The 25,429-nt window shown below is 45.5% G+C and carries 24 protein-coding genes, 2 tRNA genes and 1 pseudogene; 20 read left to right on the top strand and 7 right to left on the bottom strand.

Annotated elements, in window-relative coordinates; translation table 11 throughout:
• Positions 1-3: 3 nt before the first annotated feature.
• From JGUZn3_RS10580 to JGUZn3_RS10555, 6 genes are all read left to right on the top strand, one after another.
• The gene (locus JGUZn3_RS10580) at positions 4-900 is read left to right on the top strand and encodes a hypothetical protein (RefSeq protein ID WP_203413474.1); all 897 of its coding nucleotides are present in this window, start codon (positions 4-6) and stop codon (positions 898-900) included.
• Between the two features lie 9 nt (positions 901-909).
• Entirely contained in the window at positions 910-1,218 is a 309-nt protein-coding gene (locus JGUZn3_RS10575) for an STAS-like domain-containing protein (protein ID WP_203413473.1), read from the top strand.
• A 74-nt stretch (positions 1,219-1,292) separates the two neighbouring features.
• Complete coding sequence (locus tag JGUZn3_RS10570; RefSeq protein ID WP_203413472.1) at positions 1,293-1,646, top strand: hypothetical protein; 354 nt, start codon at positions 1,293-1,295, stop codon at positions 1,644-1,646.
• Positions 1,633-2,913, top strand: coding sequence for a baseplate J/gp47 family protein (locus tag JGUZn3_RS10565; protein WP_203413471.1), 1,281 nt, complete (start codon positions 1,633-1,635; stop codon positions 2,911-2,913). The genes JGUZn3_RS10570 and JGUZn3_RS10565 overlap by 14 nt, the downstream gene beginning before the upstream one ends.
• Positions 2,910-3,494 carry a DUF2612 domain-containing protein gene (locus JGUZn3_RS10560; RefSeq protein ID WP_203413470.1) on the top strand — a complete coding sequence of 195 codons (585 nt, stop codon included), beginning with the start codon at positions 2,910-2,912 and terminating at the stop codon, positions 3,492-3,494. The genes JGUZn3_RS10565 and JGUZn3_RS10560 overlap by 4 nt, the downstream gene beginning before the upstream one ends.
• An 11-nt stretch (positions 3,495-3,505) precedes the next feature.
• Complete coding sequence (locus JGUZn3_RS10555) at positions 3,506-3,787, top strand: hypothetical protein (RefSeq protein ID WP_203413469.1); 282 nt, start codon at positions 3,506-3,508, stop codon at positions 3,785-3,787.
• Here the strand turns inward: JGUZn3_RS10555 and JGUZn3_RS10550 are convergent.
• The 3 genes from JGUZn3_RS10550 to JGUZn3_RS10540 all read right to left on the bottom strand — a co-directional run bounded on the left by JGUZn3_RS10550 (position 3,732) and on the right by JGUZn3_RS10540 (position 6,058).
• Positions 3,732-4,043 carry a hypothetical protein gene (locus JGUZn3_RS10550; RefSeq protein ID WP_203413468.1) on the bottom strand — a complete coding sequence of 104 codons (312 nt, stop codon included), beginning with the start codon at positions 4,041-4,043 and terminating at the stop codon, positions 3,732-3,734. The genes JGUZn3_RS10555 and JGUZn3_RS10550 overlap by 56 nt on opposite strands.
• Before the next feature lie 58 nt (positions 4,044-4,101).
• Complete coding sequence (locus tag JGUZn3_RS10545) at positions 4,102-5,775, bottom strand: restriction endonuclease (protein WP_203413467.1); 1,674 nt, start codon at positions 5,773-5,775, stop codon at positions 4,102-4,104.
• A gap of 121 nt (positions 5,776-5,896) precedes the next feature.
• Entirely contained in the window at positions 5,897-6,058 is a 162-nt protein-coding gene (locus tag JGUZn3_RS10540) for a hypothetical protein (RefSeq protein ID WP_203413466.1), read from the bottom strand.
• A gap of 134 nt (positions 6,059-6,192) precedes the next feature.
• Between JGUZn3_RS10540 and JGUZn3_RS10535 the strand changes: the two genes are divergently transcribed.
• From JGUZn3_RS10535 to JGUZn3_RS10510, 6 genes are all read left to right on the top strand, one after another.
• A complete protein-coding gene (locus JGUZn3_RS10535; protein ID WP_203413465.1) occupies positions 6,193-7,068 on the top strand; it encodes a phage antirepressor N-terminal domain-containing protein in 876 nt (291 codons plus the stop codon).
• Between the two features lie 43 nt (positions 7,069-7,111).
• Positions 7,112-8,500 carry a hypothetical protein gene (locus JGUZn3_RS10530; RefSeq protein WP_203413464.1) on the top strand — a complete coding sequence of 463 codons (1,389 nt, stop codon included), beginning with the start codon at positions 7,112-7,114 and terminating at the stop codon, positions 8,498-8,500.
• A 63-nt stretch (positions 8,501-8,563) separates the two neighbouring features.
• Positions 8,564-9,493 carry a phage fiber-tail adaptor protein gene (locus JGUZn3_RS10525; protein ID WP_203413463.1) on the top strand — a complete coding sequence of 310 codons (930 nt, stop codon included), beginning with the start codon at positions 8,564-8,566 and terminating at the stop codon, positions 9,491-9,493.
• Position 9,494: 1 nt separating this feature from the next.
• On the top strand, positions 9,495-11,252 hold the full coding sequence (locus JGUZn3_RS10520; RefSeq protein WP_203413462.1) for a hypothetical protein: 1,758 nt from the start codon (positions 9,495-9,497) through the stop codon (positions 11,250-11,252).
• Between the two features lie 52 nt (positions 11,253-11,304).
• The gene (locus JGUZn3_RS10515) at positions 11,305-11,712 is read left to right on the top strand and encodes a hypothetical protein (RefSeq protein ID WP_203413461.1); all 408 of its coding nucleotides are present in this window, start codon (positions 11,305-11,307) and stop codon (positions 11,710-11,712) included.
• A complete protein-coding gene (locus JGUZn3_RS10510) occupies positions 11,713-11,877 on the top strand; it encodes a hypothetical protein (RefSeq protein WP_203413460.1) in 165 nt (54 codons plus the stop codon).
• 6 nt (positions 11,878-11,883) lie between these two features.
• On the opposite strand, the gene JGUZn3_RS10505 is transcribed toward JGUZn3_RS10510, so the two are convergent.
• Entirely contained in the window at positions 11,884-12,453 is a 570-nt protein-coding gene (locus tag JGUZn3_RS10505; RefSeq protein WP_203413459.1) for a DUF2335 domain-containing protein, read from the bottom strand.
• Positions 12,454-12,973: 520 nt separating this feature from the next.
• Here JGUZn3_RS10505 and JGUZn3_RS10500 point away from each other — a divergent pair.
• Together JGUZn3_RS10500 and JGUZn3_RS10495 are read left to right on the top strand one after the other, a co-directional pair.
• Positions 12,974-13,456 carry a hypothetical protein gene (locus JGUZn3_RS10500; RefSeq protein WP_203413458.1) on the top strand — a complete coding sequence of 161 codons (483 nt, stop codon included), beginning with the start codon at positions 12,974-12,976 and terminating at the stop codon, positions 13,454-13,456.
• A gap of 63 nt (positions 13,457-13,519) precedes the next feature.
• A complete protein-coding gene (locus JGUZn3_RS10495) occupies positions 13,520-13,777 on the top strand; it encodes a hypothetical protein (protein WP_203413457.1) in 258 nt (85 codons plus the stop codon).
• Positions 13,778-13,830: 53 nt separating this feature from the next.
• Here JGUZn3_RS10495 and JGUZn3_RS10490 read toward each other — a convergent pair.
• Positions 13,831-13,906 (bottom strand) — tRNA-Asn (locus JGUZn3_RS10490).
• A gap of 342 nt (positions 13,907-14,248) precedes the next feature.
• Here JGUZn3_RS10490 and JGUZn3_RS10485 point away from each other — a divergent pair.
• Positions 14,249-15,271 carry an ABC transporter substrate-binding protein gene (locus tag JGUZn3_RS10485; protein WP_203413456.1) on the top strand — a complete coding sequence of 341 codons (1,023 nt, stop codon included), beginning with the start codon at positions 14,249-14,251 and terminating at the stop codon, positions 15,269-15,271.
• A gap of 1,407 nt (positions 15,272-16,678) precedes the next feature.
• Here the strand turns inward: JGUZn3_RS10485 and JGUZn3_RS12500 are convergent.
• Positions 16,679-17,620, bottom strand: a pseudogene (locus JGUZn3_RS12500) (ferritin-like domain-containing protein); the annotation flags it as partial.
• Between the two features lie 473 nt (positions 17,621-18,093).
• A complete protein-coding gene (locus tag JGUZn3_RS10475) occupies positions 18,094-18,768 on the bottom strand; it encodes an ATP-dependent Clp protease proteolytic subunit (RefSeq protein WP_203413455.1) in 675 nt (224 codons plus the stop codon).
• 477 nt (positions 18,769-19,245) lie between these two features.
• Here JGUZn3_RS10475 and JGUZn3_RS10470 point away from each other — a divergent pair, with 477 nt between their 5' ends.
• The 5 genes from JGUZn3_RS10470 (at position 19,246) to JGUZn3_RS10450 (ending at position 25,393) form a co-directional block, all read left to right on the top strand.
• Positions 19,246-20,388 (top strand): OmpA family protein, encoded by a 1,143-nt coding sequence (locus tag JGUZn3_RS10470; protein WP_203413454.1) that lies wholly within the window; start codon positions 19,246-19,248, stop codon positions 20,386-20,388.
• A gap of 251 nt (positions 20,389-20,639) precedes the next feature.
• Entirely contained in the window at positions 20,640-21,890 is a 1,251-nt protein-coding gene (locus tag JGUZn3_RS10465) for an LL-diaminopimelate aminotransferase (RefSeq protein WP_203413453.1), read from the top strand.
• Between the two features lie 110 nt (positions 21,891-22,000).
• Positions 22,001-23,362 (top strand): homoserine dehydrogenase, encoded by a 1,362-nt coding sequence (locus JGUZn3_RS10460; protein ID WP_238996810.1) that lies wholly within the window; start codon positions 22,001-22,003, stop codon positions 23,360-23,362.
• Positions 23,363-23,400: 38 nt separating this feature from the next.
• Entirely contained in the window at positions 23,401-25,266 is a 1,866-nt protein-coding gene (gene recJ / locus JGUZn3_RS10455; RefSeq protein WP_338030746.1) for a single-stranded-DNA-specific exonuclease RecJ, read from the top strand.
• A 51-nt stretch (positions 25,267-25,317) separates the two neighbouring features.
• Positions 25,318-25,393 (top strand) — tRNA-Glu (locus JGUZn3_RS10450).
• Positions 25,394-25,429: the final 36 nt, after the last annotated feature.

The following is a 25,429-nucleotide window of genomic DNA, read 5'->3' as shown; positions in this document are numbered from 1 at the left end:
AATGTGTCAATTCCAAAATATTTAAAAAGAAGTCAAATAGATTATCTTTTAAAAGAAATTTTGCCAGCTGATAGGTCTTTATCTGAATTATATAGATTTGATTTTTCGAATTTATCTTTCGCTGAACCTTCTGGGATTGCCTTGTTTGCAAGTATAGTTCAGTACTTAATTAGTAAGCGGTGTGGTATAGTAATTTATGGATTAGATGAAGAGAATGAGGCTATTCGTTATTTAAACAGGTGTGGGTTATCTGATTTTTTTAATAATAAAGACAATATAAAAAATCATACAGTTGATTCATCAACATTGCTGTGGAAGGATTTAGCAAACTCAGAGAGTCACGTGTGGTTAGAAAATAACTTAGTAAGTTGGCTTTCTTGTCATTTAAAATATAATACAGAGCAGCTAAGAACTTTGGAAAGCAATATTCAAGAGTTATTTAGAAACGTTGATGATCACTCAACACAAAAAATTGGATATCTTTTTTCTCAATTTTATCCTTATGCAAGAAATCCGGATTTCAGCAAAATTGTTATTTGCGTTAGTGATATTGGGGTTGGTATTCCCACTACAACAAGGAAAAAAATACCAGAATTAAATGATGGAGCGGCTCTTGAATGGGCGGTAGGAGATGGGCATTCTTCAGCTTCTAAACCTAATAATCGTGGCGTAGGCCTATTTGAGTTGACAAAAAATATTGTGGACAATTGCAAAAGTTGTGTCCATATAATATCTGGTAAAGCAATGCTTTCGTTGAATGGGACAACAGATAAAGGAAAAGTGGCAACATTAACTTCATTGAACGGAACTTATCCAGGAACGTTAGTAGAGATAGAACTATATGTTCGTTCGTTCAGGCCTGATCCAATAGATGAGGACGTTATTAACTTTGAATTTTAGTAGGTAAAAATGACAGTTCTAAAAGTCTTAGATTACACAAAGCACTGCCATACATCAGACGATGGCGATAAAATCTTGCATGCTGTTTTGCCATATTTACAGCGCGGTCAAGACGTGTGTCTAGATTTTCAGGGAGTTGTATCTGGAGTTCCATCTTCGTTTGTTAATGGTGCCTTTGTTTCCCTTTTGGATCATGGGATTACTTATGATGTTATCAAAAAACATTTAAAGTTAGTGAATTCTCATTCCCAACTTAATAGGTTGGCAAAGGAAAGAGTGCAGAAGGCGGCTGGCATCCTTGAGTTTGAAAAAGCCTAAATTAAGTCAAAATATATTTTTTCACTTTTCGTTCCCCTCCCATGTGGAGGGTTTTTTATTGGGATTTTCTCAAAATGTCCGACCTTCTTTTAGACCGCTCTACGTGGGATTTGATGGCTGATGCCTATGGGAACATCGCCACATGTGCAGAACCCTATGCCATTGCTCAGGCTGTGGCTAATGAGGTGAAATTGTTTCTGGGCGAGGGGTGGTATGACACAACCCAGGGCGTGCCGCATTTTACTGATGTGTTGGGCGTTGTGCCCCATATGGGGTTGATTAGGCAGCGTATTGAGGAGGCAGCCCGTAATGTGCCAGAGGTCACGCAAGCCTTGGCACAAATTGGCCTGAACAGGGAAACGCGCACCCTCACAGGGGTAATATTGGTGACAACAACAAATGGGGAGCAGCTCAATGTCAGTCTCTGATGAACAGAAAAAAGCCCTGGCAGCCGTTACACCGACGACCTCTGTGCCTGTTCCCCTATTTACCGATCGTGGGTTGCAAACGCCGGATGAGGTGGATGTTCTCACAGGTGTTATTACCGATATTAACGGCGCATTTGGGAATGTTCTGGCGTTTTTTAACGCTGATAACCGGTTTTTGCTCGCACGCCCCCAAGGCCAGCTTGCGACAACGCAAACAGCCATTCTGAACGACTGTTTTGGTCTGCTGCAATATTACGTCAATGGGGTAGACCCAACCGTTGCTGATGGCAAGATGCAGGATGGTATCGGGAAAATCTACTTCCTTTACCGCAAGGCCGCCCAATCGACTGTAGTAAAGTGCCTGTGCCGTGGGGCAGGGGGCACGGTTATTCAGCAAGGCTCACGGGCCAAGGATGTGGCGGGGAACATTTACGCTGCTACTGAAACAAGAACAATATCGCCCGCGACCTCAACGGTAGAGATCGAGTTTGCTGCTGAACAGACGGGCCCTATTGAATGTCCCGCAGACACGCTTACCCAGATATTCCAGATTATCCCTGGCTGGGATAGCATTACCAACGAGCAGGATGGCATTACCGGCCAGAATGTAGAGAGTCGAGATCAGTTTGAGGCCAGGCGTAGAGAGGCAACAGCCCATAACGCTGTTAACTCCCTTTCCGCCATCACTGGCACGTTACGGCAAATGGACGGCGTGTTAGATGCCTATGTAACAGATAACCCCTCAGGCGCAGCAGTTACCAAGGGTGGCGTGGAGCTTAAGCCCCACAGCCTGTATGTGTGCGTGGCGGGTGGCGACGATACAGCAATTGCCCGTGCGATCTGGAACAAGAAGCCCCCTGGTTGTGATATGACCGGCGATACCACCATTACGATTGAGGATACTCAGAATGGGTATGCTGAGCCGCTGCCCACCTATGATATTACATTCCAGAAAGCCAAGCCCGTGAGCATTTCTGTGCGTGTAGACATGGCCCGTTCCCCAGGTCAGCCGGTTGATGCCGAAGCGCGGGTAAAACAGGCTGTGCTGGCCAATTTTAATGGTGAGGATGGTTCAGCACGGTTGCGTATTGGTTCTGTGGTATATGCCTCGCGTTTTTATGCGGGTATTCAGGCATTAGGGGCGTGGTCTAACCCCACATTAATTACGGTTTCACGGGATGGAACGAATTTTGCAATCAGCGTTGGTGTGGGTATTGATGAAATCCCAACATTAACAGACGCTCATATTCTGGTGAATTTTCAGTGATAAACTATCGTGACACGATTATTGCCCAATATGCCAATAGCCCAACCCTGCAACGGCTGCTGGAGGATTTTAACGATAACGTGGATCCACGTCGTTTTTGGGAGGAGTTTATAGAAAAAGTCTGGGATATTGATACGGCAGGAAGCTATGGGCTGAATATCTGGGGGCAGATTGTTGGTGTTGATCGGGTCATCAAAAGCCTGAACACCACCTGGTTCGGCTTTCGTGAGGAAACGTTGTTACTGGCACGACCGTTTAGTCAGACACCAGGCAATGGGGCGTTCTGGGATGGGGTTACGCCCCTTTACGGGCAACTCTCTCTGGATGATACCACCTACCGGCAAGCTATTCTGGCCAAGGCGGCGGCCAACATTTCGGACGGTTCTATTGCATCACTCAACAAGGTGTTGATGATGTTATTTGCAGGAAAGGGGAAAATCTACGTTCGGGATAACCGTAATATGAGCTTCACCATCGTGAGTAGTTGGCTTCCCACCACACAGGATGCCTCACTGCTCATCTACCTTGCTCAGGTTATCCGACCCGCAGGTGTAGAAATGGGATTCGAGTGGGAACATTGAAAGGAAATACTATGATTGAAGTAAAATATCTTGATAACGGTATGGAAGTCACGCGCAGGCTTTGGGTAAAAAAGCGTGAATATACTGTTGTAAGTTATGAAATGATAGAAGATGAGGTAAGGGAAAAGCGGAACAAATCAGGAGATAAATATTCAGACTGGAGCGGTGTAACCCATTTGGCATTTGAAACAAGAGACGAGGCCGAAAGAGTGAAAACCGCTCTTACCAATGACCTTCTTACGACCAAGGAGCAGGCCGTCCTTTTATCTTCCATTCCCGATCCATGTGTCTAAACCACTCTCTGGCAAGTTGATGTAATTTAGGTTTGTAAGGGCATTCAGTAATAACAAGCTCAAAATTGCCCAGAGTAACCTCATCGGTAATTTTATTATAAATATGGTCTTGAGTGTGTTCTGTTTCAACAAACCATAATCCATCGTAAACCATATGGTGTTCAGGAAATGTTTGTATAACTTTACATATTTTCAGATCATCACGATTGATAAGGTTGAGCTTCATTACGTTAAAAGCAATCATGTAAACAGCCATTCCACACCTTCCTTGTTACGGGTGAGCATGACATAACGCTTTGGAGTCCAGCAATAACTTAAGCTTCTACCGCCTCAAAGTCCTTCAGCTGGTCGTGGTGGAGGAGGAGAATATTGTCAGATTTTGCTAATTGTCTTGCAGAAGATGTATATTCTTGATTCGAAACCACAGCACCATATTGAGCATTATAAAATTTTTTTGCAGAAATAGCCTCTTGAACGGCCTTGTTTCCAATAGGTTTTGAATAAAGTTTACATTGAACAATAAGCGTCTCGCTGTTTTTCGTAGCAATAATATCTGCTCCCTGATCATTACTAAGTGGGGTGAGTTCTGTTTTCCACCCGGATTCTTCCAGAAGTTGATTACAATATTTTTCATAAGTTGTGGGTTTCATAGTTGGAGAAAAACGTAATCCTTGCTTGGTTATTGTGCCTTCATTTTCTTCTCTGGAGGCTTTGATAACTGCTTTAATTTCCTTTCGAACAACATACTCAGCAGGCTTAAAATAATGTCCAACTCTTTCATCTAATAGATATGGAAGAATTATTTTGTTAATAAAATAGTTAACGTGTGTTTCCCATTTTGATAAATCCGGTATTCCATAATCGTCATATTTAACTAGTGTTGAATATTTTCTTTGTAGAGTTGGAAGGTGTTCATGAAGTTTTTTTCGTGCTAATTCAATAGCCTTATTTTTGTTAATTTCTACGGTTTTCTTTACCTGTTTAAGATAATCACTAATTTCTTCATCTTTATTTTTAGTGCTAGTTTTTTCCGAAAAAAAGTTATTTTTTATTATGTTGGTTAAGTAGCTTTGAGATGAAGAATTTTTGTTCTTTTCTTCATAAATCGTTTTCGGATATGAAGGTGTTTTTTCTTGTTGATATTTGTTCTTAAGCTCTATGAATGTAGAAGTGTTATTATCGTTAATTGTATTAGTGTTTTCTATAGGCGTTACATAAGATGAGGGGACGCTTCTATTCTTTGATTCTTTGTCTTTATTGTTTTGTATAGCTTTTTTTATTTTTGAATAAATTTTAAATAAAATAGAAACAAACAGAATAACCGTTATAAAAACAATAAATATAACAATATAATTCAAATTTCCTTTATGTGACCTTTTCTCTAACTCAAGTTTATTTTGATCAATAATTTTTGTTTCGCTATACTGAGGTTTATCCTCGTCAATATTCCTGTTTTGTTTAATTTCAATTTTTGGTTGAACTGTAAATGGAGCCGGAAAACTGGTTACATTATGATCAGTTAAATATTTCAGTATTGCATTAACGACTGGGGTTGTTCCTGAAAGGGATATAGGGACAGCCTGCTCACCAATAGTAAGGGTAGCGGTTTTCATAGCAGTTATTCCATGGATAAAGTCTTTAAGTTTATCAATGGGAATATCTGCTTTATAAAAAGATGTCAGGCTATTGGTAGCGTCCATATCCTTACTAAGGATAGTTCTGAAGTCACCAGCCTCCAATTCCAATGTTACTACATTTTCAGTATTGTAAATGGAATTTGTTAAAATAGCCGTAAGTAAAGGCGTTGAATGATCATCAATGTAAAAGGTTAAGAGGGCGTTATGATCATGATTTTGTATATAAAAAACATTTTGTTCGCTGTTAAGGTTTGTTTCCCAGTTGCCGGATTTTTCTAAAACTGATGAAAAAGCAATGTGTGGATAAACAAGAAATAGACCACAAATTAAAATATTAACCAGCCTTCCCATCCCACGCTCCCATTATTATTTTGTTAAACGATATGGTTACGGATAGAGATTCGGAATAGGGAAATGTTATTGCTCAAGCAGTTGTGTTTGGGTGTGGCTTGAAGCGCACACTTAAAAGCAGCTAAGAGGAAGGCTTTTCTTTTTTTTCCTCTATTTTTTTAACATATTCGAGTACTGCGATCTCAATTACGGATGTAATAGAGCGTCTTTCTTTCTCTGCTATTTTTGTAGCAGCCCTTAGAACTTCTTCGTCAAGTCGTGTAGTAAAGGGTTTTTTAGCCATGTATGTTCATTGCACTTGCAATCCTCTTTTTATATTGGCATAGTATTTCAATTGCACGTGCAATACAAGCGGCTAAATGAAGAAGGTTGTAGCTCTTCACTTAGCCTAACCACACTCATAATAGGAGTATGAACATGGCTAACGTTATTATTACCACAATAAATTTCCATGGGGCAGATCTTGTTGCTATTGAAGGGAAATCTCCACAGGAAACTTTGGTCGCACTAAAGCCCATTGTTGAGGCTATCGGTTTGGACTGGGGCGCGCAGCATAAAAAAGTTACTAAACATCCTGTTCTTTCAGGGGGCATCTCCTTAAAGGAGATACCCTCAATCAGTGGTGACCAAGACACTGTTTTGATCTCCCTCGACATGCTTAACTTTTGGCTTGCGACCATCCACCCTGACAGGATTAAGAACGAAACGACACGCGCTCGGATCATTGAATACCAGACTGAATGCGCTCGTGTCCTATTCAACCACTTTTTCGGGAAGGTGCAGGGCAGAAGCGTTTCTGTTCCTTCGAAGGATATAACGGTTTCTCACCTCAAGAAATTGGAAAATCAACAAGCGAACGTTCTGGCGGCGTTTACCTTGTTGAATGAGAAAATTAACGCTGTTGAACAGACACAAAACAGCATGGTTATTGTAAACAGCTCTTTAACGGCAAGAATATCGGAGACCCTGAAGGAAATTAACGGGATGAACGAAGGGCAGATATTTGAGCAGTATCTCCCTATGAAGAGAAAACTTGAAAATGAAGGGGTTCCATCTTTTAAACGGGGAAGGTTAGTTGCTATAGCCTCTAAGAGATGCCTGAACTTTGCTCTTGAATCTGGCACAACATTTTTCCTTCAACGTAGCAGGGAAACGGGCCGGTGGTTGTTTCACCAAACCCTGTTGAATAACTGGATGAAATATGAGGGAAGATTGATGATTGTAGATCACATGACGATGCTCAGGCGGCAATATAATCTGGAACTGCCTAAACCAAAGAAGAAAATAGCTTAACTAACCAGCCCCCACCTAGGGGGCTTTTTTATTGGAGTGGAGAATGGTTTCGAGACCGAGGAGAACGGGTATTGCTTTTGGGGGTATGGCAGACCCTGCGACGATACGGGATTTGCCAGATCAGCCTGTAGGAGATGAGACTTCGCAGGCGAGCTATGCAGCAGGGTTCCCGCGCAAAACGATGACACCAGTGGAGAATGGCGGCGAACCCCCTCAGGGGCCGGATATGAACGGGATATTGCGGGATGTTTCCAAACACGCACAGTGGCAGGATGCGGGGGGAATGGCGGCGTTTGATGCGGGGTTTGCTGCCCAGATAGGGGGCTATCCCCTGGGGGCAATCCTGCACGGGAATGCGGCTCCTTATGCGTTTTACTGTAACATGGTGGAGGGCAATACGAACAACCCTGAGGCTGGGGAGAACTGGGTAAGTTCTGAATTACCTGGCAATAACTGGCTGCGGGTTGTTGTTGGCCTCTCTCCAAACTCTGATAATATTGCGTTTTTTGATAGTAACGGCCTGCTGATGGTCAAAGTGGCGGGCGCGCGTTCTGCGTTGTTTGTCTCGACCAGCCTTGGCAACGACGATACGGGGGATGGCACACAGGAAAAACCGTATTTCTCGGTGGGCAAAGCCCTCAGCCAGATCCCAGATGGGGGGTCTGCCACAATATTTCTCCATGCCTCAGAGAGCTATTACCTGACTATGGATAACACGCCCAATTTCTCAGAGGGGAATGCCCACGGATGGGATATTGGCCGGCGTTCCATCATTATCAATTTATGGGGGTCTGCCTATCTCGATCAGGCGAAAATTGATTTTGAAAACGCCAAATCACCCTCTAGTCACTATGTTATTGCTGAGGATAGTGAGGCCCATAATTTTCGGGTAAATATCGTGATTCCTTCCTTTATTGATAGCAAGGGCTCGCTGATTACGGCCTTTATTGGCGGCGCATCCGGCGGCCACATCTCGATCAACGGCTGCAATTTCAACCCTATGAACGCCTATTCAGCCGATCAGGCGACCAACGGCACGGTTTTTGCGCCCAACATTTCCTATCAGTTTACGGGGTGCCGGTTCAACGCGCTGCATTCCTACCCGTATATGCTGGGTGGCTGGGGGAATTCTGCCACGACCGCGCAGTTTTCCATGTGCCTGTTTGGAGCCACGGGGCAGGGACGGTTTTTCAATGCAGGCTCCGGGGCGATTACGATCAGCACCGAGGGAAACGTTACGCCTAACACGGTTTACGATCTCCTTCCTCAATATAGGCTACTGGGCAATAATACGCGCAGTTTCAACGGCACCAAATCCGCCTATTACGACTGGAGCCTGAAGATCGTTGGCTGGGTTGGAGAGGGAACTACGGGCGACGCAGTCTACGGGTTCAAATCAATTAACCCAGATTTCAGTATTAGCCTGAGCTGACAGAGTATTGATGATTGATGTGAATGTGCCCCCACCTAGGGGGCTTTTTTATTGGGGGAATGAATGGCAAATCCGCTCGCGCCGTTGAGGCAAAATAAACAGCCCATTGATTATTATGAAGAGCAGGCAAACGCTGTTATCTGTCCTCCTCTGCGTCCTCCTATGCCCAAACCGCCTGTGGATGTAGCGCCTGGGGACTGGTTTGTTGTACCTTCTGGGCCGTTGTGTCATCAGGTGATGCTGCTGAATTGTAAGGGGCCGGGAGAGAGCAGGCGCTATTGGATCGACTTTCATAACCAGCTGGCCAAAGACGATGAGATTGTAGCGATTGGTGCCGAGGCTGGCGATCCTAAGTTGGTGCTCTCGGAGTTTGTGGCTGATCCTGATAACAGGGGCGCATTTTACGTCACCATTTCCGGCGGCACGCTGAATATGCGCTCTGGTATCCGTTTCCGGCTTACTCTGGAAACAGGCGAGGTGCGTGAGGTCGTGCTGCAAAGCCTGGTGATGGATCAGGGTTTGATCAGTGGGCCCAACTGCCCGCCTGTATCATTGGGGCGTGGGATACGGGGAACGCAGATCTGGATAGTAGACAAAGACCCCGATGCTTCCTACGTGCCGCCCAGTGGGTTTGCGCCCCTGATCTACGACATGGTGATTAACGAGACCACGAACGGGCTGTGGCAATACCAGCCTGTTGCGGGCAGCCGTCAAAATATATGGAAGTTCATCATTCCGCTTGGCGGCCCACGAGGAGAGCCTGGTAAATCGGCCTATCAAAGCTGGCTTGATACTGGCCATACGGGGAGCGAGGCCGAGTTTGTAGCCTCTCTCAAGGGGGAGAAGGGCGATTCTGTGGACAGTACCTTATTCAAGAAAATGTTTGAGGATTTTATGGCAGGGCTACCCCTTACTGACCCGGGAGATGGTGTTTCCCTGTGGAACAACGGGAATATTCCAACAATCAGTGTCAGACAGGATGAGGAACAGTGATATGAGATATGGTATTCTGAGTAGCATTACAGCAACATGGGCTGCTTTTTTTATGTCTACGGCCTATGGAAAGTCGCCGGCCCCATTTGTTCCCCCTGGCGGTTTTGTCTCTGGAGAGATGACTGTTCAGAACGGGGCGGGGGAAAGCATTATTAAAATGACCAATGGTGCACCTGATGAGCTGGCAGGCCTCGACCTTTCATTTATTGGCGGGTTTAAAGACAGTGCAGGCAACAAACTCTCGCGAGGCCTCTATATTTCAACCCAGCCCTATGGCTCGTTTGGCGCAGGGTGCGGCTTATGCCTGATTATGACCGCAGACGGTATCACTGAGGCTGGAGGCAGGCCTGCGATATCAGGGGTGGATTACCGCAACGGGGCGGCCTCTGTGGTGAACTCTATTAATTTTGACCAGGTCGGGTTTTACGAGTTTGCCGATAATACCACGGCCAGAATGGTTCTGGATGTGAGCGCCTATACAGCAGACGGTGTCACCCTCAAAACCCCTATGACAACCGCCCAAATGGCCCAACTCCACCCCAATATGTATATTCAAACCAACTCCATTGACTCGTCCCTCCCTGAAACAGGCACAGCTCAGGGGCTGTTGCCAACCCTGCGCAGTTATTTCGGGTTTATCAAATCGTGGGATGCTACCCATATTTACGTTACAGGATGGGCCGTTCCCGGTATTGGCTCAACGGCTGCAGGGCAGGTGCCCTCAACCAGCTATGACAGCTGGTATTCTGACTACAAAAAGCCCGTTGTGTTCGTAGGCGCGCCCAACAAGACCTTTGGGCGTAACCTGTTTCTCTCCTACGATGGGGCCAGGGCGGGATCACTGGCCAGTTCAACCATTCACCAGTTGGAAGGCGAGGAATTAGATATGTTTGTCAGGCGTGAAACACGCCCTCATAGTGTGTCTCTGCACGGCCTGACTATTACGCCCCTGTTTGAAAACCGGAATCCGGAGGTATTGACAACCGATAGCTACGACTTGCAGCTGGCGGGCGATATTGCGGATCATCTCGTTATCAACGAGGCGGCCAAAAATAATGTTATTCGTGCCAATTCCTTTTACGTTCACGGGAACGAGGGGGTTGGCCTGGCTCAGAACGGGGCCATACAAAAACGTATTGGTCTCGAATACGATGCATGGAGCGATAGTGGGCATAATTTTCGTCTCGCCAGTTATCTCTCAAAGGATGGCAATACTGTGGCCTGGCAGGATACGAGCCTGCATTTAGGGTTATTGATTGATGGGGTTCAGGGCCAGTTTACCGGATCAAGCCCTGAGGGAGACATTGTCTGGAATGGGCAGGGTAATACCGGTGGGTTGGCCCTCTGTGGCGGGTCTGGCCAATGCGGTGTGATCCAGCACTATGATGGGAGCGTTACCCTCGGCCCTGCCATTGTTAACGGTTCGTTCTCGTTTATGCCTGACTCAGGTGATAGCCAGGGCCACCCCTATATCCAGGCAGAAAGTGCGAACACGGTTAAATTCGCTACGTCATCCGGTGCTGGGGTGCTCGTCAAAACGGCCCAGCTGGATACAACGGGTGATATTAACGTTGGTAACAATCTGGTTTTTACACCAGCTCCCTATAGCAATCTGGGCTCTGCAAATCGCCCAGGCACGCAACGTTACTGCTCTGATTGCTATTCCACCCTAAGCGCAGATCACACGCCAGGTATCCCCGTCTGGGCCAATGGAACACTCTGGACAGATGCCCTCGGCAATGAGGCCGGGCACCCGTAAAAGCACTCTAACCAGCCCTCTCCGGAGGGCTTTTTTATTGGGGGAAACCTGTATGTTATCTTACTTCAAAACATACCAACAAAACCTGTTTCGCAAGGAGCACTGGTATGCCGAGTTCTGGGGGGCGCTGACTTTAATTCTCTATGGTCTGTCTGCTTTTGGCGATACGCCCAATCCGAATTTTGAGTGGCCGCCAGATTTAGGGTTTACCCATGTGTTGCCCGATACAGTATGGAAAGTTCTTATTTTTGCTACAGGGATATTGCAGCTGGCCTCGCTTGGCACGAACAGCCGACTATTCCGTGGGTTCTGTGCGTTTATGGCAGGCTGGCTGTATGGCTGGATTACACTCAATATCTACATCTATGGCTATGGTTTGCACCCTGGGCTTTCGCTTGGCATTGGTTTTATTGGCGTTAACGCCTTTGCGGTTTCACGCTGTGTAGCAGGGTTGAAATGAATGGAACTGGAACTTTCATGGCTTGAAGCCCATCATCCCTGGGTCGTCATGCTGATTGCCCTCGGTCCCGTTGTTATGGCAACCCTGCACGGGGCTATCAGGCTGTATTTCGACTACAAGAAACAAAAGCTGGAATTTGAGAGGGAGAGAGAAAAGAAGGAGTAGAGGGTTTTATTTTTCTTCAGGGTCTTCTTTAGAAGAAGTATTTTTGGGCTGTTTAAGGAATTGAGGCTCATTATTATCTCTATTAAGCATATGAATAGCCCACGCACCTCCCCCAAGAGAAGTAATTGTTCCTATTATTGCCGCTGCTGCTTCATGATTGAAAATAACAAGAATGACTACAGCAGCAATAGCTACCAGGATAATGAAAGTAAACGCTATTACGCGAAGATTATTGGCAAAGTAGTGCTTCTCTAGATCTTTTTTGTAAAGTTCAATCCTGTCTTCTCTGTTTCTCTCAGCCATTTTCATTATACGGTCGGGGAAAGACTTATTAATTTTTCCATAACCGGCCATGATTTCAGGTGGGGGTATAGGACCCCTTGAAATCGAAATTTCCTGAGAAATAAAAGATGCAAGACGCTGTTTTGTACTATCAGAGTCGTTATTTTTCGAATTTTCTAATTCTTCTAAAGAAACATTTTTTAAAGCATCATCAAGTGCTTTTTTTATACTTTCTTGAACAGTATCATTTTGTGATATTATGCTATTTTTATTATTTGCTTCTGGTTCGTTCATTAGCGAATTCATCCAGTGCATTTTGTATGTTTAACCCTGTATCAGCCCATGCTTCTGAGGTGATGCGACTAGATGAAGGCATTTTATAATGAGGTGTAGAAAATAACAAAGTCGTGAAAGCACCGAAGCAACTAAACAGATTTGTTAAAATAGTAGAAGAAAAAGTCATCATTGCCTCCTTTCAGTTTAAGGCTTTAGCTTTCAGTTTAAGGCTTTAGTAAGTATCTATCTTTATATAATAACTATACAAGTTACCTTAAAGAGTCACTAACATAGTCAAACAGTGTCATAGCAGTTCATACAGTGTCATATAACGCTATATAACGTCATAACGAACCAAAGTTGCTTCTGTCAACAGGAATGAGTTGTCTGATACTTTATCACTCATATTTCCCTTAAAATGTTCCACAAACGGGTTTGTTGCACATAATGTTCGACAAAACTTCCTCATAAAATAAGCCAGAAATTTAGAATCAACCAACACAGCCCTCTCCGGAGGGCTTTTTTATTGGAAATACCCATGAAAATAGCAAACGATTACGGCCTTGACGTGGGCCAGCTTAAACACGTCATCATTACACCAGCCTTAAAATCCCTTGGGCTAGACGGAGAGGCGGCTGTTAACCTGGTGACAGGAACAGCCTTGGCCGAAAGCCATGCCCGATACGTGCAGCAGATCAACGGGCCCGCTCTGGGTTTGTGGCAGATGGAGCCAGCAACCCATAAGGACATCTGGCAGAATTACCTGCACTACAAGCCTGATCTGGTTGCCAAGCTTACCTTCATTATGAACGGGCAGGAGAGGGAGAGCCAGCTTATGCATAACCTGGCCTATGGGGCAGCTCTATGCCGTATCCTGTATCTACGCTCTAAGGAGCCACTTCCGGATGCCAAGGATGCCGTAGCCCTCAGCGCTTATCACAAGCAGGTTTACAATACACAATTGGGCAAAGCCAATCCTCAAACAAACATTCCCCACTTCGCAGCGGCTATTGCGGCTTAACTAACATATTCCCCGATTTTTGTTAGTTCACGATATCAAACTCACACCTATGAAAGTTAAACTATGAAACCCTCTAAAACTGCTACAACCTACCTGGTGGCAATTCTTGCTGCTCTGGTGAGCGGAGATATGAACCTCATTCCTGCTGATATCTCGCTCTACGCTGCCTTGGTTGTAATCCTGTGCAACTTCATAGCAAGCCACACCAAACCACCCAAGGAAGGCTCCTGGCTCGTGTGGCCATACCGAATCGTAAACTGGCTCGCCGGTAACTTTGGTTGGGCACAGAATAGGGTAGGGAGTAGTGTAACGAAAAAGTGATTACACCAAATTACACCAAACTATATCATAAACTATTGAAATATAAGTGATTATGGCTCCCGAAGTAGGACTCGAACCTACGACCCAGCGATTAACAGTCGCTTGCTCTACCAACTGAGCTATTCGGGAATATCGAAATCTGTATACGTATATTCTTTGTTTTCGTAAAGCCCTTTTTTTTCAAAAAAAGAACCAAAATATAAAAAACCGTTGCAGAGAAAAAGTTTCTGATTGGCCTTATTTGTTTTTGTGTAAAAATAGCCTGACAAATATGGTTGAATCATGTGCTCTTATGATAAAAGATGGCAAGAGCGAAAGATTTTGTATGATGATGGGTATGGGGTTATCCCTTTGGAGCGTATAATTGATGCGTCTCTTACCAAAATTTGCCCGTGATTGTAGAGTTTTGATCCCTTCTCATGTGAATTAAAGGGTGAGGGGGGGATTAAAATATGAAAGGAAAATAAAGAGGTGATAACCCGTAGGCAGTTATGGATTGGGGGTGCCCTGACAACCACCCTTGCTGGAACGGGTTTTGCTTTGTACGAAAGGAAAGGCCCGCATATACCCACCCTTTCTAAAGAGCAGCCTCACCGGGTAATTCGGCTGGCATGGCCTCGTTATGAAGAAGATGCTTTGTGGGTCGTTGCTATGCAAAAAGGGTATTTTTCAAGACATAACCTGGAAGTGCAGATTGTGCCTGGCCTTGATGAGGAAGAAGAGGTGATTGGCGCTTTAAAAGAAAGGCAGGCGGATGCTGCCATTGCCTCTATTTTAAGGTGGGTGCCCGCCCTTTACACGCATAGTCTTTCAGCCAAGCTGGTTACGGGCTTATATGCAGGAACTTTTCGGATTTTTGTTGCAAGGGGAAGTAAAATAGATCGCATTTCTGACCTGCAAAACAAGGTGATCGGTGTTGGGGATTCTTCTCCCAATGGGCTTGACCGGCTTTTTGTCTCGTTAATGCTTCGGCGTAAGGGAATGAACCCCTATAAGGATATAACCTGGCGGCAACTTGATGAAGATGATGTTTTGCCATTGCTGGAAGAAAGAGGGATAGACGCTTACGCTGCCCATGATCCAGATGCCTGGTATTTTATGCAGGAAAATGTTGGGGATATTCAGCAATTATTTAGCTCTATCACGGGGCAGTATGAGGGGCGTGTTAATCGGGTTTTAGGGGTTGATGAAGGCTTTCTGGAGCAGGACCTAACAGGGGTGCAGCTTTTAGTGGCAGCCTTGCAGCAGAGCGTAAAATGGATAAGGGACCACCTAAAAGAAACAAGCGCTTTACTGGAGGGAGTGTTGAAGGAAATGAGCCAAAGAGAGATCTTGCGCATGTTGTATCATGAAAGCCAGGGGATAGCCCCTATTGGGAAAACCCTTATTGTGCAAACGGCGCAGTATATTGATGAATTTAAATTATTAGGCTTGCTGCCCGATACAACAAACTCCTATCGGCTTGCCAAGGATATGTGCCAGAAGATTTTTTAAAATCTTGGGCTTTAGAGGAAGGTGGAGATAGATCAGAATTCTTGACTCGCTAATTTTCAAGAAATTTTTTCAATGTTTGATTTTCTATCCTTAATTGACAGGCATGAATTTTGGGGCATTAATCTCTAATCTCTAATCTCTAATCTCTAATCTCTAATCTCTAATCTCTAATCTCTAATCTCTAATCTCTAATCTCTAATCTCTAATCTCTAATGCTGTGAATGTCTGGAATATGCAGGCAGAAAGCCTTTTAATCCCATAGCTCTTATATAATGCCGTACTAAGTTAAGTCGTTTTCATTTATGAGGAAGAGGGCCTTGGGAGAGTGTTCTTTGGGGGAAATTACATTGAGGGTAAAAAAAATCCATGCCTGAATAGCCCAGCATGGATTAATCTGAAAAGAAGCTTTTACTTAATAAGGGAGAATGGGTTAATTTTTATTTAACAATTCTGATAGCGTGGAAAATTAACATTTCCCAAAGTTTAGGCTGCTTTTTTACGTAAATCTTCATTGCCTTTCCTTAAATGGGGGCGTGCGCGGTCCCATAGCTGTAGGCCGTGCACGGCGAGGTCGGCAATGGCGGGAAGTAGGCGGGGCTGCATGAGGTCTGGATCAAATTCTTTCATGCGGCGAGCATTTTCCCGATAGCAATCCTCAACGAATTGTGCAAAGGAAAAGCCATCCAAAAACACATTCGCCTGGGTCACAGCAAAGTCCCGCCCATCATTGGGGTTCTGGCCCCGTCTGACCATACCGAACAGCCGTTTGCCGGCTCTTCCGTAAAAGCGGAGGGATTTTAGGCTCCGTCTAATGGGGCCAAGGCCTTTCTGGCGCTCTCTCCATGCCATGTAGTTAATGAAGAAAACAATATGGCGCGTTTCTTCAAACATCAACAGGTCAAAAATTTCAAACAAAGGTTCCGGCAAAAATTGGGATTGCCTGGCAGATTTGAATGCCCCAAACCCCAAGAAGGCATCCAGACATTCTCCAAAACCAAAATCAATAAAAGCAGTTTCTAGATCGTCTGGAAGCTTTTCAATGGGCTCTGGGTGGGCATCTAGGCCATATTTCTTAATCATAACAGAAATCAGCTTGGCATGGCGGGCTTCTTCTATGCCCTGGATAGCAAGGGCTTCATGAACATCCTTATCTTGAATTTGTGGCAGGAATTTCTCAATAATAACGCCGGCGCGGCGTTCAGTGTGGTAGACTTCCTGCCAGAAAGGAATACTTCTGAGTTTTTTTAAATCGACCTCTGAAAGCTCTGGCCAGGGGAGGGTTTCGGGGTCAAATTTTTGGTGGGTTTCAACAAATTGCTTGCAAAAGAATTTTTTATGCGCTTCGGAACCGGCCTCTAAATGAGGGCTGGTCTTTTTTTTTCTGAAGAGGGGAAGCACAGCTTTTAAAACAGTGTTGGCGGTTTTTACTGCAAAAGGGGTGGTGATAGGCCGCAATAGCCTTTTATCATACCCTTTGAAGCGGTCTTCATTTTGTTGAAGGCAAATATCGAGAAGCTCTGTAACCTTAACAGGGGCACTAGTCATCTCTTTGGCCCCATTCATGGTAAATTTTGTATCTTCATAAACAGCGTTGCCTTGGGCATCGGTCTCTTTAATAAGGCCGACCCTTTCGTAGAAAAGAAAAAGCCACACCGCCCATACCTTGATTTCAAACAGCACGCGTTCAGCAATGGGTAAGTTCGCTCTATGCCAGGCCAACCAGTTGGCAAAAAGAAGGATGTGGCGGGCTTCTTCCTGCATGACAGGCTCAAACGTATCTGTGAGCTCTTTTGGGAAAAAACCCGATTGACGGGCGAGTTCAAAGAGGCCGAAACCAAAAAAACTATCTACACACTCGCTAAAGCCCGTTACAAGATAGGCCCATTCCGGGTGTTTGGGGTCTTCGTAAACACCTGGGGCCACATCAATACCATAAAATTTTACCATCTCATCTAGCACAACCTTATGGCGTTCTTCTTCCCAGGCATTTTGGGCAATGGCATCGCGCATTTCAGGGTCTTGGATCGTGCGGGCGTAGGAGGCCATGCGAAGATGGGCTTTTCCTTCTGTATGAACGGCAATATTCCATACCGGAAGCGAAGTGACCCGTTTGAATGCCTCATCATCAAGTTTAGGCCATTTAATGACAGAGGGGCGATACGGGTTAAAGGTTTCTTTGAACATGGCGCAGGTTGCATGTTTATGGTCTTGAGAGCCGATCACAAGTGGGCCCGTAATAGGGCTGCTCCAATGGCGGGCATTATAGTCAATTTCTGCCATTGTTTCAGAATTGGGGTTCTCAGGGTAGTCATCAAGGTGTGGAATATTGGCATAAATGCCAGTTTTCATATTTCGTAGGGTTTCCATAGACATGCTAATTTCTCCTTGAAACAATTCATTATATTGGAAATAATTGTAAAATTAAAAATGCTTTAGGGTCTAACATCATATACTCTGCCGGACCAACCAATGAGAAAGGTCAATCCTGGAAGGAGATTTGGATAGGAGAGAGAATAAAAACGTAGGTGTTATATAATGTTTTTTAAAAGTTTTGCCAGATCTTTAACAGGAAAGATCAATCAAAGGTTGTGTCTTAATAAAGCTTGTTTTGTCAAGTTCTGGCAAAATCTGGAAAAAAGACCTTTCTGTGTAGGAAGTTTTATCACCCTTGGTAGAGAAGTTTTTACCTTTGGTGGTCATGCCCCTCAGCAGAAAGCCTCAAGGTTAGGTTTATTCCGGTTCACTGTGTGCCCACCTTGTAACCTTTTGAATGCACATTCAGTGAACCTTCTGTTGACTAACCATATATTTTCGAGCCTGGATTAAACCTCGGTTATCGACTTGATGACCTTGCTAACCAGACCATATTCTATAGCCTCTTTTGCATTCATCCAGTAGTTTCTGTCTGTGTCTTTAACAATTCTCTCAAATGTTTGTCCGGTTTCTTTTGCAAAAAGCTGGTTAAGGCGTTCTTTCATTTTAATGATTTCACGTGCTTCAATATCGATATCTGTTGCAGGGCCACGCACACCACCCATGGGCTGATGAAGGAGAAAGCGGGTATTGGGAAGGCAAAACCGCCTTTTTTTATGACCGGCCACATAAATAAGGGCACCTGCTGAAGCCACCCAACCTGTTCCAATGAGGTTTACCGGGGCTGCAGCATCAACAAAGCGAATCATATCATGGATCGTATCACCACTTTCAACATGCCCACCAGGAGAATTGATATAAACATCAATCGGTTTGTCGGAAGCGCCGGCCAAAGCGAGAAGCTTGCCTGTAACCGCCTTGGCGACCTTATCGTTAATTTCCCCAAAAATCAGGACTTTTCTTTGTTCAAACAGGCGTTTTTCCAGATCACTTCCTGTTGGTTCAGCATTTGGTTCTGGTTGTTGGGCTTTAGAAGGGGTTTCTTCTTCATCCAGTTTATGTTTTTGGCCTGCATCTTGTGGGATGAGGTTTGCCGGTGTGGCATAAGAAATATTGCTTTGCATAATATACCTTGAACGATGGAGTCTGTTTCTTAGAAAATATGTCCTTAAGCTGTAAAAATAAAGAGACAGAACATAATTGGCCTAAAAGTGGTTATGGTTCTATTTTGCTTGTATTTTGATTGTGTGCCAAGAGCCAATTCGTATTTTTAATAAAGCGTTTAGTGTTTAAGGTCTGTTTTTGGGGCCTGTAAGCTTAGGGTGTAACGGTATGAAGGGGGATAAGGGTTGCATTTAATTTTTTTTGGTCCCGTTCTATAGCGGAAAGTGATAAAAGAAACACAGTTACAAAAAAGTAACAGATGATGGATTATTAGCGGGTTTTAAAGGGGATTTGTGGGGGTGTCGCAAAAGGAAGGGCGTTTAGGCATTGAAAAATACCGTGGGAAGATTTAGGCATTCAACATCAGGGGTATAAAGATTAGGAACATACCACTGCCTTGACGGCCAGCGTAAACAAGAGAAGGTGGAAACGAGTAAATGGTGTTACAACGGGATTTAGGGGTTGGGCGTCGTTTGCTGTTGGTCTTTGTTGGGGCTGGCCTTATGGGAGGTTGTAGCGGGGGAGGCGATGAGTCTGGCCCCGTGAGCTGGTGGCACCAGCAAGAAGGGGGGGTGATTGCACAGAATCGTCCACCACCACCTGGTATTAATGATCCCTATCCCTATGTCGGCAATACACCGACCACGATCCCACCGGTTCCTTCTATGGATTATCGTAATAGCCTGACCCAAAGGCTTATTCAGCAGAGAAACCTGCAGGAAAGGTTAAATGCATCTTCTTCCATTGCTGAGGCTGTAGCACAAATCAAGCCTGTGGCTGAAGTGTCTACCCCAGCTTCGAGCCCTTCTGCTATAGCACCAAAGGCTGGAGCTAACAAAACAGCTCCATCAGGAGCGGGATCTTCTTCCGTTTCTATTCAGCCATCACCAGCTTCTTCTGCATCAGGACCTTCTTCTGAGCAGAAAGATACATCATCCGGTGCGGCTACGGTTGTGCCCGCTTCTGGCACTCCAGGTATTGTGTTTGATGCTGCTGATAGGGATAATTCTGAAGAAGATCATGCGCAGGCCGATGAGGGTCATGAAGGCTTAAAAGGTGGAAAAAACCATGGAGCAGCGGAGAAAGAGACAGAACAAGAAATAGCCTTGCCTGATTTCGATCCTTCAATGGCTGGACAAGATGATAAGGGGGTTGCGTTAGCCCAAACATCTGGCCCATTACCTGAAGTGCCGGTTATTCCTCCTGCACCCCCGCGTTTTCCGAATTTTGATATCCCAGCAGATTCTCACTTGCCTGATAGGGCCCTGCCAGCCTACGCCTTAGCAGATCCGCCAGGCCAGTTGGTGCGCTTTCCTGTTGATTCCGATGTGCCTGTCCCGGGGCAGGAGGCCAGTATGACTTCCTTTATTCTCAAGAATACTGGCTATCATATTTTGGTTAATGGCTATGGTGATGCCCGCTCAACAGCCCCGGCAGTGCAGGCCCAAGCCTTGCATGTAGCACTTATGCGGGCCAATGCCGTAGCCAAAATCCTTCAAGAGAAGGGGGTTCCCGCCGAATATATTATGGTGAGTGGTTTTGCATTTGGCCATGGGGTGCGTCTTGTAAGGGGTGGGTGAGGTTCTTGTGATTCCTTAACCCTATTGAAATGCCTTCCCGAAGAGTAATGAATAGGTTGCTAAAATCTCTTCCCCCGATGAGTAAGTCAATTAAAGAGGTAAAATATCCTTTACCAGAAAGACGTTGATTTTATTTAAAAGACGTTGATTTTCCTTAAAGGAGTGAGTTTAATATAACCCGCTTTAAGTAAGAGCCTTATGGGAAAAGCAGTGGGTTGCTTTTTTCTCTTCCTTTCTTGTTTGAGGGTTATATGACTGAAGAATTTCACCGTATTCGCCGCTTGCCGCCCTATGTTTTTGCAGAAGTAAACAAGGCTAAAGCAGCAGCCCGAGCTAGGGGGGAGGATATTATAGATCTGGGGATGGGAAACCCTGATAGCAGCCCGCCAGCCCATGTTGTACAAAAACTGGTGGAAACCCTTAATAACCCCCGTGTGCATGGCTATTCAGTCAGTAAGGGGATTCCAGGGTTACGCAAGGCCTTGGTAGCCTATTATGAACGCCGCTTTGGAGTGGGGCTTAATCCAGAAACTGAGGCGATTGTAACGTTAGGCTCCAAGGAAGGGTTGGCCAATCTGGCCATGGCCATTACCAGCCCTGGAGATACGATTTTGGTTCCCAATCCTTCTTATCCTATTCACCAGTTTGGTTTTATTATTGCGGGGGCTTCGGTGCGTTCAATTCCTGCCACTCCGGATGAGGATATGTTGCGGGCCTTAGAAAGGGCTGTGCGGCACTCCGTTCCTAAACCAACAGCCTTGATTGTGAATTTCCCTTCCAATCCTACAGCCTTTTTGGCTGATCTGGATTTTTATAAAGAGTTGGTCAGCTTTGCCAAGCGCGAAGATATTTGGATCCTTTCAGATTTAGCCTATTCTGAAATTTATTTTGGAGATCGTATTCCTCCCTCTATCCTTCAAATTCCAGGGGCTAAGGATGTGGCTGTGGAGTTTACCTCTTTGTCAAAAACTTATTCCATGGCTGGTTGGCGCATTGGGTTTGCAGCTGGTAACCCACGTTTGATTGGAGCTTTGACCCGCATAAAGTCCTATTTGGATTATGGGGCCTTTACCCCTGTACAGGTTGCTGCAACCGCTGCATTAAATGGCCCACAAGATTATGTTGAAAACTTGCGGGGCATGTATAAGGAGCGGCGTGATGTGTTAATTCGCGGGTTACATAATGCGGGTTGGATGGTTCCCTCTCCAGAGGGGTCCATGTTTGCCTGGGCTCCTCTGCCTGAAAAATTCTCTACCATGGGAAGTGTGGGGTTTGCCAAGCTTTTAATGGAAGAAGCAAAGGTTGCCGTAGCTCCTGGATTGGGGTTTGGGGAATATGGAGAGGGTTTCGTACGAATTGGCCTGGTTGAAAATGTGCAACGTCTCCGCCAGGCTACCAGAGCGATCAAGGCTTTTATGACCGCTCATGGAATAGGCCCTGCCAAAGAGGCCAAGGCGTCTAAAAAATTGGCTCCAAGCCCTGGTATGGTTCAAAACCTCTAGAGTTAAGAGCCCTATTGTCAAGAATCCTATAGTTAAGACCTCTAGAGTTCAGCAGTTTTCTTTACCCCGTTACTGTGGATGCCCACTCCTCTGAAGATTCGCTATTTTGAATGAAAGAAAAAACCATGCCTTTATATGCCCCTCCCAAACGTTCAGCAGAGTCCTCACCTTTGCGTCTCGGCATTGTCGGTTTGGGAACAGTCGGCGTAGGTGTGTTACGCCTGTTGGAGAAAAATGCGGCTGTTATTGCTGCCCGGGCGGGGTGTGCGTTAAAAGTGGTGGCCGTTTCCTCCCGGGATCGCCATCGCAATAGGGGGGTCGATCTTTCGGGTTATCGCTGGTATGAGCAGCCTGAGGCTCTGGTCGATGACCCAGAAGTAGACGTTGTCATAGAGCTGATTGGCGGGGCAGAGGGGGCTGCACGGTCTGTGGTCAAAAAAGCTTTGCAGGCGGTAAAACCTGTTGTTACGGCCAATAAGGCTCTCATTGCCGTACATGGGGTAGAACTGGCCGATATAGCCCAGAAAAACTCTGTGCCGCTCATGTTTGAGGCCGCTGTGGCGGGGGGAATTCCCGTTATTAAGGCCATACGCGAGGGATTGGCTGCAGACCATCTTTACTGGGTAGGCGGGATTTTAAATGGAACGTGCAATTATATTCTTAGTACAATGCGTAAAACAGGGCGAGATTTTGCAGAAATCTTGAAAGAAGCTCAGGCATTGGGCTATGCTGAAGCTGACCCCTCTACCGATATTGATGGGATAGATACAGCTCATAAGCTTTGTATTCTTGCGGCCCTATCCTTTGGAATGCCGGTTGATTTTTCTTCAATCTATATTGAAGGAATTCGCCATATCGGTGCAGATGATCTGCATTTTGCTGAAAAAATGGGGTATAGATTAAAGCTTTTGGGTATTTCCTGCTTGACCCGCAATGGCGAGCTTGAAGCAAGGGTGCATCCGTGTTTGGTGGCAGGTGGCCACCCATTGGGGTATGTGGATGGGGTGTTTAATGCCATTGTGGCAAAAGGGGATTTTATAGGTCAACTCACACTAGAGGGCCCCGGGGCAGGGGCGGGTCCAACGGCTACGGCTGTTGTTGCTGATTTAATAGATGTGGCAAGGGGGAGTACTGTGCCCGTTTGGGGGGCCTATCATTCTGGTGGATCTCCTATTAGAAGTGTCTCGCGCGATATGTTTGAAGGCCCATATTATATTCGGGTAGATGTTAATGATAGGCCTGGCGTTGTTGCCGATATTACGGCATGCCTGCGTGATTGTGGTGTTTCCCTTAAAAGCATGCTGCAGGAGGAAGAGCGTTACGAAACGGAGGGTACTTTTAAGAATGTTCCTCTTGTTTTTATTACCCATTCTACACTGGAAGCTTCGGTGATGCGGGCGATAAGCCTTATTTCTGCATTGCCCCAGGTTGTAGGCCAGCCCGTTATGATCCGGATGATTGGGCATACCTAAATACGTTTTAGCAGCTTATCAATGGTGGGAGAAAGCCGGTGTCGACAAAAATGCTAGGGTGCACCCAATCTCAACAGCAAGAAGGGGGCGGTTCTCGATATGTATTAAATGTTGGTTCCAGTGCTAGTCATCGGCGCTGGCTTTGGCGAAGCTCCTTGCAGGGGGATCATTCAGAGAGTGAGCAGGAAATTGCCCAAAAAGAGCGCTTATCGGCCCGACTTTCCCAGCAATTACAAATTTCTGATTTTTTGGCAGGCCTCATTAGTAGCCGTGGCATTCCCTTTGATGAGGTGGAGGATTATCTTTCCCCTACTTTAAGGAAAACACTGGTCAATCCATTTTTGATGCAGGAAATGGAAAAAGCGGCTAGCCGGCTTGTGCAAGCTATTAAAAATTCTGAGACTGTCGGCATTTTTGCTGATTATGATGTAGATGGCGCTTGTGCAGGAGCTCTTTTGCAGCTTGTTCTTATGGAGTTGGGATGCATGGTTCATATTCATGTCCCCGATCGCATTCAAGAAGGTTATGGTCCCAATAAGGAGGCTATTGAGAACTTGCGGCAAAAGGGTGCCACCCTGATTGTGTGTGTTGATTGTGGGACTGTTGCCGGCCCAATCCTTAATCCCTTATTACAGGGGGGAGATATTGTGGTTTTTGACCATCATAAATCAGAGGAATTGCCGAAGGTTACAGCGGTGGTTAATCCCAACCGCCCTGGTGGTGATAAGCCCATTTTTTCTAATTTATGTGCTGCCGGCGTTGTCTTTATGGGGTGTATAGCCAGCTTTAAACTCTTGAGGGAGGGAGGCTTTTTTAACGCACGAAAAGAGCCAGATCTTAAACACTATCTGGATTTGGTTGCCTTGGCGACTGTATGCGATGTTATGCCCCTTACACACATGAACCGAGCCTTGGTAGCCCAAGGCCTTAAGGTTATCACTGCCCAGGAGAGGGTTGGGTTAAGAATGTTGGGAAAGGTTGCAGGGGTTAAACACCCTTATACGGTAACATCTCTTGGCTTTGCTTTGGGGCCACGTATTAATGCTGGCGGCCGTATAGGGGATTCCTCTTTAGGGGTTAAGCTTTTGACAAGCCGAGATGAAGAAGAGGCCCTTCAGATAGCCTATAAGCTTGACGAGGTTAACAAAAACCGACAGGTAATAGAAGGCGATATTCTCAAATATGCCATGGAACAGGCAGAAAAGCAGGTTAAAAGCGGGTGTGCAACTATTTTGCTTTCTGGCCGGGAGTGGCATCAAGGGGTCGTTGGCATTATTGCTGGCCGTATTAAAGAGGCGTTTAACCGACCTGCTTTGGTTGGGGTTCATTTGGAGGAAGAGGGCCTTATAAAAGGTTCTGCCCGTTCTGTCGTTGGGTTAGATATTGCCTTTCCCATTATGCAGGCTGTTCAAGCGGGTTTACTTAAGGGCGGTGGAGGGCATGCCATGGCTGCTGGCTTTGCCCTTGATGTTGAAAAACAAGAAGTTTTTCATAGTTTTTTAGAAAAAAGCCTGAAAGATGCAGTGGATTTACCCCCCAAACCTGACCTGATTATTGACCGTATCGTTTCCGCACCAGCTCTTACCCTAAATTTGGCAGAAGACTTGGCCGTGATGGCCCCTTTTGGAAATGGGAATGAGGAACCTGTTCTGGCCGTTCCTTATTTGCGGGTGGTCAGGAAAGATAGAATAGGGGATAAAGGAAATACTTTACGGGTTATTTTTTCATCAGAAGGAGGGATCAGGCTTAAGGGGATTTTATTTCAGGCCAGTCATTCTCCTGTGGCGCAGGCTTTAGAAGAGAATTATGAGGGATGGTGGCATGTTGTTGGTCAATTGCGGGCTGAGCATTGGAATGGCCAAAAAAACTTATCTTTTTTTATAAAAGATGCCACAAAAGTATAAAACGCCCCTTGACCATATAAGAAGAGTCATATATCTACCATTTCACCTCTTGTCCCGTTCGTCTAGAGGCCTAGGACATCGCCCTTTCACGGCGGCAACACGGGTTCGAATCCCGTACGGGACGCCATTGATTTATAAGGATATTTTTGGTTATCCACAATGG

The sequence above is a fragment of the Entomobacter blattae genome, from assembly GCF_014672835.1.
Lineage (GTDB): Bacteria > Pseudomonadota > Alphaproteobacteria > Acetobacterales > Acetobacteraceae > Entomobacter > Entomobacter blattae.
The sequence above is the reverse complement of the archived record's forward strand: the minus strand, read 5'-3'. Positions and strand labels throughout refer to the sequence as shown.

What these genes read in the sequence shown, in the direction of transcription:
- JGUZn3_RS10530 (WP_203413464.1), top strand. Translation starts at nt 7,112, where the DNA reads ATGGTTTCGAGACCGAGGAGAACGGGTATTGCTTTTGGGGGTATGGCA.
- JGUZn3_RS10475 (WP_203413455.1), bottom strand. Translation starts at nt 18,768, where the DNA reads ATGCAAAGCAATATTTCTTATGCCACACCGGCAAACCTCATCCCACAA.
- JGUZn3_RS10525 (WP_203413463.1), top strand. Translation starts at nt 8,564, where the DNA reads ATGGCAAATCCGCTCGCGCCGTTGAGGCAAAATAAACAGCCCATTGAT.
- JGUZn3_RS10555 (WP_203413469.1), top strand. Translation starts at nt 3,506, where the DNA reads ATGATTGAAGTAAAATATCTTGATAACGGTATGGAAGTCACGCGCAGG.
- JGUZn3_RS10460 (WP_238996810.1), top strand. Translation starts at nt 22,001, where the DNA reads ATGAAAGAAAAAACCATGCCTTTATATGCCCCTCCCAAACGTTCAGCA.
- JGUZn3_RS10545 (WP_203413467.1), bottom strand. Translation starts at nt 5,775, where the DNA reads ATGGGAAGGCTGGTTAATATTTTAATTTGTGGTCTATTTCTTGTTTAT.
- JGUZn3_RS10550 (WP_203413468.1), bottom strand. Translation starts at nt 4,043, where the DNA reads ATGGCTGTTTACATGATTGCTTTTAACGTAATGAAGCTCAACCTTATC.
- JGUZn3_RS10505 (WP_203413459.1), bottom strand. Translation starts at nt 12,453, where the DNA reads ATGAACGAACCAGAAGCAAATAATAAAAATAGCATAATATCACAAAAT.
- JGUZn3_RS10470 (WP_203413454.1), top strand. Translation starts at nt 19,246, where the DNA reads ATGGTGTTACAACGGGATTTAGGGGTTGGGCGTCGTTTGCTGTTGGTC.
- JGUZn3_RS10495 (WP_203413457.1), top strand. Translation starts at nt 13,520, where the DNA reads ATGAAACCCTCTAAAACTGCTACAACCTACCTGGTGGCAATTCTTGCT.
- JGUZn3_RS10535 (WP_203413465.1), top strand. Translation starts at nt 6,193, where the DNA reads ATGGCTAACGTTATTATTACCACAATAAATTTCCATGGGGCAGATCTT.
- JGUZn3_RS10570 (WP_203413472.1), top strand. Translation starts at nt 1,293, where the DNA reads ATGTCCGACCTTCTTTTAGACCGCTCTACGTGGGATTTGATGGCTGAT.
- JGUZn3_RS10540 (WP_203413466.1), bottom strand. Translation starts at nt 6,058, where the DNA reads ATGGCTAAAAAACCCTTTACTACACGACTTGACGAAGAAGTTCTAAGG.
- JGUZn3_RS10465 (WP_203413453.1), top strand. Translation starts at nt 20,640, where the DNA reads ATGACTGAAGAATTTCACCGTATTCGCCGCTTGCCGCCCTATGTTTTT.
- JGUZn3_RS10500 (WP_203413458.1), top strand. Translation starts at nt 12,974, where the DNA reads ATGAAAATAGCAAACGATTACGGCCTTGACGTGGGCCAGCTTAAACAC.
- JGUZn3_RS10520 (WP_203413462.1), top strand. Translation starts at nt 9,495, where the DNA reads ATGAGATATGGTATTCTGAGTAGCATTACAGCAACATGGGCTGCTTTT.
- JGUZn3_RS10510 (WP_203413460.1), top strand. Translation starts at nt 11,713, where the DNA reads ATGGAACTGGAACTTTCATGGCTTGAAGCCCATCATCCCTGGGTCGTC.
- JGUZn3_RS10565 (WP_203413471.1), top strand. Translation starts at nt 1,633, where the DNA reads ATGTCAGTCTCTGATGAACAGAAAAAAGCCCTGGCAGCCGTTACACCG.
- JGUZn3_RS10575 (WP_203413473.1), top strand. Translation starts at nt 910, where the DNA reads ATGACAGTTCTAAAAGTCTTAGATTACACAAAGCACTGCCATACATCA.
- JGUZn3_RS10515 (WP_203413461.1), top strand. Translation starts at nt 11,305, where the DNA reads ATGTTATCTTACTTCAAAACATACCAACAAAACCTGTTTCGCAAGGAG.